Below are 10,301 nucleotides of genomic sequence, written 5' to 3' on the forward strand. Positions count from 1 at the left end.
TTCTGATGTGGGGACGGATGGGGATACATGTGATTATTTGGGGGTTTTCTTTGTGGCAATGGCTGGCAATGATCCAGCACGAATTGCTTTTATTTGCTGGGGTATTCTTCCTAATTGGCGCGTTGGACGACTTCGCGATTGATCTGAGTTGGCTATGGCTGAAGCTTACCGGTCGGGCAAGGACTCCTGAACTCAACCGCGTCGCTTTGCAGCATCGTGAACTAGACGGTCCAGCTGCCGTTTTTATCCCGGCATGGCAAGAATCCGAAGTCATTGGCGACACTATTGAGCATATCCTGACGAGTTGGCCGCACCGATACATGCGCCTTTACATCGGTTGCTATCGCAATGATCCGGCCACAATCGAAGCTGCCATGGGCGGGGCAAAAGGCGATGATCGCTTACGCATCGTCGTCCATGATGAGGAAGGGCCGACTACCAAGGCTGATTGTCTCAATCGCCTTTACGAAGCACTGCGCAGCGACGAACGCCGCGGGCATTTCCGGTTTGCCTGCGTCGTATTTCACGATGCCGAAGACATGGTCGACCCCGCAGCGCTCGGTCTGTTGAGCGCGACTGTCGAAGATGGCGCGGACTTCGTCCAGATCCCGGTTGAACCGATTGTGCAGGCTGACAGCAGATTTTGTGGCAGCCATTATTGCGAAGAATTTGCTGAATCCCACGGAAAAGCGATGGTGGTGCGCGATGCGCTTGGTGCGGGCCTTCCCGGGGCCGGGGTAGGCTGTGCCGTTTCCCGCCAGGCGCTCGGGTGGCTCGACAAAAGATCGGCCATTCCGGAGCAACCCTTTGCCTCAGATTCGCTCACTGAAGACTACGAATTGGGATTGAGCGTCGCTGCTGCGGGCGGCAAATGTCGGTTTGTCCGGGCACGCGGCGCGCAAGATGGCAGGCTCATCGCAACGCGCGCTTACTTCCCCTCAACTTTAAGCGCGGTCACACGGCAGAAGACGCGCTGGATACATGGGATCGCTTTGCAGGGCTGGGATAGGGTCGGTTGGGCCGGTGGATGGGTTGAAAGTTGGATGCGAGCGCGCGACAGGCGTGGTCCGATCACCGCCTTCGTATTGCTTGTTGGCTACGTACTGATCCTGCTTGCAGGAATTGGGTGGGGCCTCTCTGGATTGGGACTGGCACCTCAGATTATCCTTTCTCCGCTCCTCAAAACCCTACTCATCGCAAATCTCGTCTTCTTCCTGTGGCGTGCGGCATGGCGCTTTGCTTTTACGGCCAGCATTTATGGCATTGGTGAGGGCATCTGGGCAGTTGTGCGGATCCCTGTTGCAAATGTCATCTCGATCATTGCCGGACGCCGCGCCGTGTTCGCCTATGCGCGAAGTCTGCTGGGGCGAGGGGTCGAATGGGACAAAACGAGCCACACGCTGCATCCAACAACTGCAGGACGACCTAGGGCGAGAGCTCTTTGATGGCATCCAGTGCGGTATCAAGGCGGGGCGGCCCGCTGATCACCATTGCCGTGATTGGCATTGCTTGGGTGGGCGCACGCGCGACGTTGTGGGAGAATTCCTTTGTGACAGCTGGTGCTGTTTCGCCGAACGCCGGGTTTGTAGCGCCACAAGACGCCCCGCGAAGTGTGCCAGCAAATTTTGGGCACGGTACGCCAGGCGAGAATCCGGGCTTGTTCGCGGGTTCGGAGCCTCAGACAGGCCGCAATCCCTCGCAAGGCGGCATCGTCCGGGTGCCAATTCGCAAGGACGTTATTCGCGTCAGCCTTGAGCCGCGCGAGAGTGAACATCTCGAGCATTCTCGATGGGCAAATCTGCCAAACCATTATGCTACGCGATCGTCTATGGGGCATACAATGCTGTGGCGCGAGGCGATGATGCAATCTGGACGCGGCAGTCTCGACAACACGGCATTCAGAACATCAGCCTATGCTGGAAATTCTGGGCAAGGATCGACGCCGACTGGTCCGGCAATGCAAGAAGTGACGGCGACGACCGATCGCTGGGCGCTCGATACCTGGAGCTTCTTTCGGCAAGGATCGAGCGCCGCTCCGATCTCTCAAGGTCGCGTGCCGACATATGGAGCAAGTCAGGCAGGGGCAAAACTCACTTACAGGCTGGCACCAAAATCGCGCCATGACCCTCGGCTATTTGTAAGAGCGTACCAGGCTTTGATAGCAAACGGGGAACGCGAGATCGCGGCAGGTGCTTCTGGTCGATTGCTTCGAAATGTGCCCATCAGATTGGCGGGCGAGGTGCGCTACACCGACACGCCCTTAGGCGCGCGGTTCCGCCCTGCAGGTTACGCCTTCACCGAGATACCGCCGATAAGCCTTCCTGCTCGCTTCTCGCTCGAGACCTACGCGCAAGGCGGATATGTTGGCGGAAGCGGCTCGACCTGGTTCGCCGATGGACAGGCAGTCGCAACGCGCGAGATCACCAAATTCAACGCTGGCAAATTCGGAAGCGCACGCTTCAGTCTTGGCGGCGGCATTTGGGGCGGGGCGCAACGAGGCGCGAGCCGCGTCGATATCGGCCCCTCAATGCGGTTCGATATGTCGATTGGGAAAGTGCCAGCGCGGATATCGGTCGACTGGCGACAAAAGATCGCTGGGGATGCTGCACCTGAATCGGGGGTGGCTGCGACAATTTCCACCCGCTTTTAAGCCTGCCTTCATTGAAACGCACTAAGCCGCTTTGGTGATCGGGTTTGCTCGTTCGAGCGGACTTCATCCAGCCATCGACTGAGCAGCGGGGATCAATGATCCCGCTTCCCTTTTATCCGTGCGCGCAGTGGAGTAGTTGCCTCCTATGGACGTCTATCTTCCCATTGCGAATCTATCGGTGAATGGCTTTGTCATCATCGTGCTTGGCTTTGGGACAGGTATCTTGTCCGGTCTGTTTGGCGTTGGAGGCGGGTTCCTGACGACGCCTTTGCTGATCTTTTACGGCATTCCTCCTACCGTGGCCGCGGCTTCGGCCGCTACGCAGGTCACCGGGGCCAGTGTTTCGGGAGTACTCGCGCATAGCAGGCGCAAAGGCGTCGACTATCGCATGGGCGGCGTCCTGGTAGGCGGCGGAATCATTGGCGCGATGTTTGGCGCTCTCCTGTTCCGCGCGCTCCAATCGCTCGGCCAGATCGATGTAGTCATCAACATCCTTTACGTGTTGATGCTTGGCACGATCGGATCATTGATGATGCGCGAAGCTTTGGGCGTTTTGTTGCCGGGGCGGATCGGCAAAAGCGAGCAGCCGCGAAAAAGACGCCATCACCCCTTGGTTGCCTCTCTTCCCTATCGCTGGAGATTTTACAGCTCGGGTCTTTATATCTCCCCACTCGCTCCGATGCTGCTTGGCGTGGTGGTTGGCATATTGACCATGCTGATGGGTGTCGGAGGAGGGTTTCTGCTCGTCCCCGCAATGCTCTACCTGCTCGGAATGAGCGGCAATGTGGTTGTGGGCACGTCGCTGTTTCAGATCCTTTTTGTGACCATGGTGACGACCATGACCCACGCTCTGACGACGAAGGCGGTCGATATCGTGCTCGCAGGACTTCTGCTCGTAGGTTCGGTTCTGGGCGCGCAGTTCGGCACACAGATAGCGTTGAAAGCGCGGCCTGAAATCTTACGCCTGCTGCTTGCCGGGCTAGTCCTACTTATCGCGGTGCGCATGCTCTGGGGCCTCGGCGTCCAGCCTGATGAGATTTACACTGTGAGCCCGCTGTGATGCGGGCCCTAAAGCTCCTATTCCTACCCATCATATTTCTCTTCGCATCCGCCCAGCGCGAACCCATTCTCGTACCCGAAGTCAGCCAGTCCCGCGTAGAAGTGCGCCAAGGCTTCACGGGTGCCGATCTGCTTTTATACGGCGCAGTCATCGATCCCATCGGCATCGAGGAAGGCAGCGAATACGACATCGTCGTCGTCCTGAAAGGTCCGACAGAGCCCATTCGCCTGCGCGAGAAAGACCGGATCGCAGGTATATGGATGAACGCCGAAACGTCCGACTTCCGCTCTGCTCCATCCTTTTTCGCGGTCGCTTCTTCTGCTCCGGTTGAGGCGATTGTCGATGAGCGAACAGCCGCCATCTACGAATTGGGGACAGGCTTCATCCAGCTCAGCCCCTCCGGCGACATCGATCCTGAAAAACAGGCTCGCTTCACCGAAGGCTTGGTCGATTTGCGCCGACGACAGGAGCTCTACAAGGAAGACCCGGAAGGCGTGCGCATTAGCGAAGGTGTCCTTTACCAGGCGCGCATCGAATTGCCCTCCAACGTGACTACAGGGCCATACACTGCTGAAACCTTTGCGATTGCCAATGGCCGTGTTCTCGCCAGTGCGACGGCCAAAATTGATGTCGAGAAGGTGGGGCTCGAGGGACGCGTCGTGCGTGCTGCTGAGGAGCGCTCTTTTTGGTACGGCCTCCTCGCTATCATACTATCGCTAGGCATGGGATGGATCGCAGGCCGATTGTTTGCTCGTTCTGGGTAGCAACGCGACAGATTTTGACGCGATTTTAACTTTGCTGCGGATATTCCCTGATGCGCAAAGCGTACCGGCCGTCGCCGAGGCGCGTTTTTGCGCGAGGGTAATGCATTCGAATGAGCGATATGAGCCAACACAATTTCGATCACGCGGACAACGAGCAGGTTGCGGACGCGAAGCCGGCCGAATCCAGCCGCGATAACGCTGGCCTGCCCATCGGGGTGGTGCTGGAGATATCGGGCTCTGGTTCGCAAATCGCATTCGACCTTCAGCGCATGAATGAGTGCATGGAGGATGAAGACCCTTCGATCGCGCTTGCCGGACAAGTCGGCAGCCAAGTCAAAATCCGAGTTGGCGATGCATGGCTGCTCGCCAACGTCCGCGATCAGCGCAAGGACCGCCGCAGCGACGGCGGGATCATCGCCAATATCGACTTTCTCGGCGAAGGCAGCGAAGAGAAGCTGACTGGCCGCATCCATGGCTTCAAACGCGGTGTAACTCGCTATCCGGTTCCCGGCGCTCTCGCCTATCCTGCAACGACCGCTGACCTCGAACAAATCTATGCCAGCGATGGCCGCGCCAACATCACCATTGGTAAGGTGTTCCCGACCAAGGACATCCGCGCCGGCCTTTACATCGATGCGATGCTGGGCAAGCACTTTGCTCTTCTCGGATCGACCGGTACGGGTAAATCGACCAGCGCTGCACTGATCCTTCACCGCATTTGTGAAGCAGCGCCGCAGGGCCACATCGTCATGATCGACCCCCACGGCGAATATTCCGCCGCGTTCCGCCAGACGGGTCAGATTCTCGACGTGTCGAACCTTCAAATGCCCTACTGGCTTATGAATTTCGAAGAGCACTGTGAGGTGCTTCTCACCAGCGATGGCAATGATCGCCAGGTCGACATGGACATTCTCGCCAAGTGTTTGCTGCATGCCCGGTCTAAAAACCGACTGGCTGAAACCATGGGCAAGATCACCGTGGATTCGCCGATCCCCTATCTCCTTTCCGACTTCTCAAACATCCTGCAGGATGAAATGGGCAAGCTCGACAAGGCGACGTCTTCTGCCCCGTACATGCGGATCAAGGGTAAGCTGGAAGAGCTCAAAGCCGATCCGCGATACCAGTTCATGTTCTCTGGAATGCTCGTTGGCGACACGATGGCTGAGTTTATCTCCAAGGTGTTCCGCATGCCCGGCGATGGCAAACCGATCTCGATCATCGACGTGTCGGGCGTTCCATCGGACATCACCGCGACCGTGGTGGCCGTTCTTTCGCGTCTCGTTTTCGACTTCGCGATCTGGGGCCGCGAAGACAGCACGCGCCCGGTCCTCCTGGTTTGCGAAGAGGCGCACCGATACGTTCCGAACGAGAAGAATTCTGATGGCTCTTCGGTCGGCCGCATCCTCAGCCGGATCGCCAAGGAAGGCCGTAAATACGGTATCTCGCTTGGCCTTATCACGCAGCGTCCATCCGACCTTGCCGAAGGCGTTTTGTCGCAGTGCGGTACGATCATCTCAATGCGATTGAACAACGACCGCGACCAGGCATTTGTGCGGGCTGCCATGCCCGAAGGGTCTCGCGGCTTCCTCGATTCCATCCCAGCGCTTCGCAACCGCGAATGCATTGTCTGCGGCGAGGGTGTTGCGATCCCGATCCGTGTGAGCTTCGACAATCTCGAAGAGCACAAGCGCCCAGCCTCCGAAGACCCGAGCTTTGTCGAGCTTTGGAATGGCGGCGGCGGCGAAGAGGAAATGGTCGAGCGCGTCGTCCTGCGCTGGCGTTCGCAAGGGTAGGGGGGATTTCCCAGAGCTTGGGCTGCGAACGGCAGCTCGCTGCGCGCCCGGATGGGCGTGCGGAAAGCAAACTACGTACCCCTTTCATCTCCATACAGATGAATGTGCATCCGGTCGCTCATCCGAAAACCGTGCTTTAGGCATAGCGGGCTGAGCCATTGCTGTTTTTCGCGCAGCGCTTCGCTGGATGTGCCTTCTGCCATAAGGAAAAGCCGTTCGGGAAGGATCCCATAGCGTTTTTGCAGCGCAAGCACTTCTTCCACGTCCGCAGGCGAGGCGATCACGAATTTGAAGTAGGCCCGCGGATCGACGGCGTAGAAATCCAGCCGCTCATCGATCAGCGCCAATTCCGCTGGGTTGCCCGAATGCGCGAGCTTGGGGCTGACATTGTATTGATCAACCCGAATATCGACGTGGCTGCTCGCCTTTGTGGTGCCGTTGGTTTCAATCTCGACTTCGATGTCTGGCAGGATGGCGAGCATATCGGCAAGCGGTCCGCATTGCATCAACGGTTCGCCCCCGGTGATGACGAGGCGTTTTTGACCCAAGCTCGCAATTTTGGCCGCTGCTTTTTCGGGCGAAACCGCTACCTGATTGGCCTTGCGATCAAAAGTTACGCCATCGCGATGCGGACGATTGTCGCCTTCAAAATGCCAAGTGTAGGCCGTGTCGCACCATGTGCAGGCAAGGTTGCAGCGCGACAGCCGGATAAAAGCGACCGGTGTTCCCGCGCTCGGCCCTTCGCCTTGCAGCGAGGCGAAGATTTCCGGGGCGCCGGTATCGTCTGTGGCCAAGATCAGATCAGCCATGTCGCAAATGCTCAGAAATGGGCTTTGTAGGTGACAAAGGTGACACCCTGTCACTTTCGCAGATGAATATATTATCCTTTTTAAACAGGATATTGACCCCAGATTCACCTGCCGGACGGACAGGTGGTGGAGAGCTTCTATCGGCGCGATCTAGCAGACACATGCTGTCTAGTTGGCACGAATTGCGCGTGTAGGAAAGAAAAGTGCCCGCACTCGCGACCCACTTCGATTACCCCAACCTTTCAAGCGCTCCCTGCAACCGCTCAACTTCGGCTGAGTGATGCGCGAAGTCTTCGCGGGCCTTTTCGACTGCTTCCGGCTTGGCGCGTTCAACGAAATTGGCGTTGCCGAGGCGCCCCTCTAGAGATTTCGCCTCTTTCTCAGACGCGGCCAGCGCTTTTTCCAAACGCGCTTTCTCCGCATCGATATCGATGATGCCTTCAAGCGGGATCACGAATACATCGCCGAGTGCGGTCACTTGCATCGCCGGACCATCTGGCGCTTCGCCATGAACAACCGGCGTAAGGCGCGCGAGCCGCTCAATCGCTGCCGAAGAGCGATCGATGGTCGAGCTCGCAAGGGCCGAGGCGCTGGGTATGTAAGCGGCGAGCTTCGCACCCGGCGGTATGCCGAGTTCGTTTTTCGCGCTGCGCACATTGGTTGTGAGATCGATCACCCAGTCAATGGCGTCGGTGGCTTGCTTGGACACTTCGGCGCGCGGATTGGGCCATGCGGCGGTGATGAGATCGTATTGGCGGGTGCCTTGCGAGTGCCACAGCTCCTCAGTGATGAACGGCATAAACGGGTGCAGCATCACAAGGATCTGATCGAGCGCCCATCCGGCGACTTCGCGGGTTTCGACCGCTGGCATCGCTTCCGGGTCTGCGCCGTCTGCGAAAACAGGCTTGATCAGCTCAAGATACCAGTCGCAGAATTTTGACCATGTGAACTGGTAAATCGCATTGGCTGCTGCATCGAAGCGCAAGTCTTCCATCGCACTTTCGATCTCGGTGCAGACCTGTTGAACCTCGCCAATGATCCATTGGTTGGCCGCGAGGCGCGCGGTCGGAGCTTTGATCGTGGTGCTCTTGCCGATACCGTTCGATTGGCAGAAACGCGTTGCATTCCAAAGCTTTGTAGCGAAGTTTCGATAGCCTTCAACCCGCTTTTCATCCATCTTGATGTCGCGGCCCTGGCTTTCCATGGCCGCCATGAAGAACCGCAAGGCGTCGGCACCGTACTGGTCAATCAGGCCGAGCGGATCGACGACATTGCCCTTGGACTTCGACATTTTCGCGCCATCGGCGGCGCGGACAAGGCCGTGGAGATACAGGCGCGGCCACGGGGCCTCACCCATATTGTACTGCCCCATCATCATCATTCGCGCATCCCAGAAGAACAGGATGTCAAAGCCGGAAATGAGCAGGTTGTTGGGGAAGTGCTTTTCGAGGAGTGGCTGATTGTCCTCAGGCCAGCCGAGCGTGGCGAAGGGCCACAGCGCGGAGGAGAACCATGTGTCGAGAACGTCCTGATCGCGCCAAACGAGCACTTGCTTTGACTGATCAAAGTCTTCTGACCAGAGAATGCGAGTAGCTTCTCGTTTATCTTCACAGAGCACGATCTCGTATTCGCGCCCATGCTTTTCGCGATAGTAAGCACGCGCTTGCTCTAGCGCCGCATCTTCGTCCTCTGCAATGAACGCCGGATCGTCCAAATTCACGCTTCCGTGCAGTGCGAAATCGTCAGCTACCGTGTATGAGAAATCTGGAAACTCCGGTGTCAGCTTCTCTTCCGCAGAGAATGCTCTGTGTCCATACCATGCCGGAATCCGGTGCCCCCACCACAGCTGGCGACTGACGCACCATGGCTGGATGTTCTCCATCCAGTTGAAGAAGGTTTTCTCCCACGACTTGGGGACGATTTCGATCGTGCCGTCGCGCACATCCTGTATCGGCTTAGCTGCGAGTTTTCCAGCGTCGACATACCACTGGTCGGTCAGCCACGGCTCGATCACCACACCGCCACGGTCGCCAAAGGGCGTTGCGATCTGGCGCGGTTCGGCGTCGAGCTCTTGCTCTTCGCCCTTCTTGGTCTTCTGGATATGCGGGATCAGGTAACCATCGGCCTTCAGGCGCTCGACAACGGCCTCGCGCGCGCCCGGCTCACCATCTCGCTTGAAGCGGTGCAGGCCAAGGAACTTCTCTGGCACCAGCCCGTCGGCCGTCTGACAGACATTGGCATCGCCATCGAGCATGTTGAGCATATCGCCCGCCGCAATCCCGGCGCGCTTGCCGACTTCGAAGTCGTTGAAATCGTGCCCCGGCGTGATCTTCACTGCGCCCGAACCCAGTTCCGGGTCCGCGTGCTCATCCGCGACGATGGGGATACGGCGACCCGTAATCGGCAGCACGACATGCTTGCCGACAACGCTTCTATAGCGCTCGTCAGTGGGGTGCACCGCAACCGCCATATCGGCGAGCATGGTTTCAGGCCGCGTGGTCGCAACCTCGATGTAATCGCGACCATCATCAAGGGTAACACCGTCTGCGAGCGGATATTTGAAGTGCCAAAAATGGCCTGGAATGGTCTGCTGCTCGACCTCCAAGTCCGAGATCGCAGTCTTCAGTTTCGGGTCCCAATTCACGAGGCGCTTGTCGCGGTAGATCAGGCCGTCATTGTAGAGGTCCACAAACGTCTTGAGCACGGCCTTGGTGAAATGCTCGTCCATCGTGAACTGTTCGCGTGACCAGTCCATCGAGCAGCCCAGCCGGCGCAGCTGCTTGGTGATCTGCCCGCCGCTCTCCGCTTTCCATTCCCAGACTTTTTCGACGAATTCCTCGCGAGAATAGTTGGTGCGCTTGTCCTGGCGCTCCTCCATCTGGCGTTCGACCACCATCTGCGTCGCGATGCCCGCATGATCCATGCCGACGACCCAAAGCGCATCCTTGCCGCGCAGCCGCTCATACCGGATCACTATGTCCTGAAGCGTGTTGTCGAGCGCGTGGCCGATGTGGAGCGAACCAGTGACATTCGGCGGCGGGTTCACGATTGTGAACGGTTCGGCCTTGGGGCGCTCAGGGCGAAAGCCGCCGGTCTCCTCCCAATGAGAGTACCATCGCTTCTCGATATCGGCGGGGTTGAACGTGGTTGGTAGTTCGGTGGACATTTCTTCTCGCTGACGCTCGTGCGCCGTAGCCTCCCGCGCCCTCCACCCTTCCACCCGGA

7 protein-coding genes are annotated in these 10,301 nt (G+C 58.2%); 5 read left to right on the top strand and 2 right to left on the bottom strand.

Annotated elements, in window-relative coordinates; genetic code table 11:
- Positions 1 to 29: 29 nt before the first annotated feature.
- The 5 genes from AUC45_RS13755 to AUC45_RS13775 all read left to right on the top strand — a co-directional run bounded on the left by AUC45_RS13755 (position 30) and on the right by AUC45_RS13775 (position 6,267).
- Entirely contained in the window at positions 30 to 1,445 is a 1,416-nt protein-coding gene (locus AUC45_RS13755; protein WP_233998796.1) for a glycosyl transferase family protein, read from the top strand.
- Positions 1,445 to 2,650 carry a hypothetical protein gene (locus tag AUC45_RS13760; protein ID WP_067603513.1) on the top strand — a complete coding sequence of 402 codons (1,206 nt, stop codon included), beginning with the start codon at positions 1,445 to 1,447 and terminating at the stop codon, positions 2,648 to 2,650. The genes AUC45_RS13755 and AUC45_RS13760 overlap by 1 nt, the downstream gene beginning before the upstream one ends.
- 145 nt (positions 2,651 to 2,795) lie before the next feature.
- Positions 2,796 to 3,710 carry a sulfite exporter TauE/SafE family protein gene (locus AUC45_RS13765; RefSeq protein WP_067603515.1) on the top strand — a complete coding sequence of 305 codons (915 nt, stop codon included), beginning with the start codon at positions 2,796 to 2,798 and terminating at the stop codon, positions 3,708 to 3,710.
- Positions 3,710 to 4,474: a TIGR02186 family protein gene (locus AUC45_RS13770; protein ID WP_067603517.1), complete on the top strand. Its 765-nt coding sequence runs from the start codon at positions 3,710 to 3,712 to the stop codon at positions 4,472 to 4,474. The genes AUC45_RS13765 and AUC45_RS13770 overlap by 1 nt, the downstream gene beginning before the upstream one ends.
- 119 nt (positions 4,475 to 4,593) lie before the next feature.
- Positions 4,594 to 6,267, top strand: coding sequence for an ATP-binding protein (locus AUC45_RS13775; protein WP_369815252.1), 1,674 nt, complete (start codon positions 4,594 to 4,596; stop codon positions 6,265 to 6,267).
- Between the two features lie 71 nt (positions 6,268 to 6,338).
- Here AUC45_RS13775 and AUC45_RS13780 read toward each other — a convergent pair whose 3' ends face one another.
- Positions 6,339 to 7,076 (bottom strand): 7-carboxy-7-deazaguanine synthase QueE, encoded by a 738-nt coding sequence (locus AUC45_RS13780; protein WP_067603520.1) that lies wholly within the window; start codon positions 7,074 to 7,076, stop codon positions 6,339 to 6,341.
- Positions 7,077 to 7,305: 229 nt separating this feature from the next.
- On the bottom strand, positions 7,306 to 10,242 hold the full coding sequence (locus tag AUC45_RS13785; RefSeq protein WP_067603984.1) for a valine--tRNA ligase: 2,937 nt from the start codon (positions 10,240 to 10,242) through the stop codon (positions 7,306 to 7,308).
- Positions 10,243 to 10,301: the final 59 nt, after the last annotated feature.

This window comes from Erythrobacter sp. YT30 (assembly GCF_001542875.1).
Lineage (GTDB): Bacteria > Pseudomonadota > Alphaproteobacteria > Sphingomonadales > Sphingomonadaceae > Erythrobacter.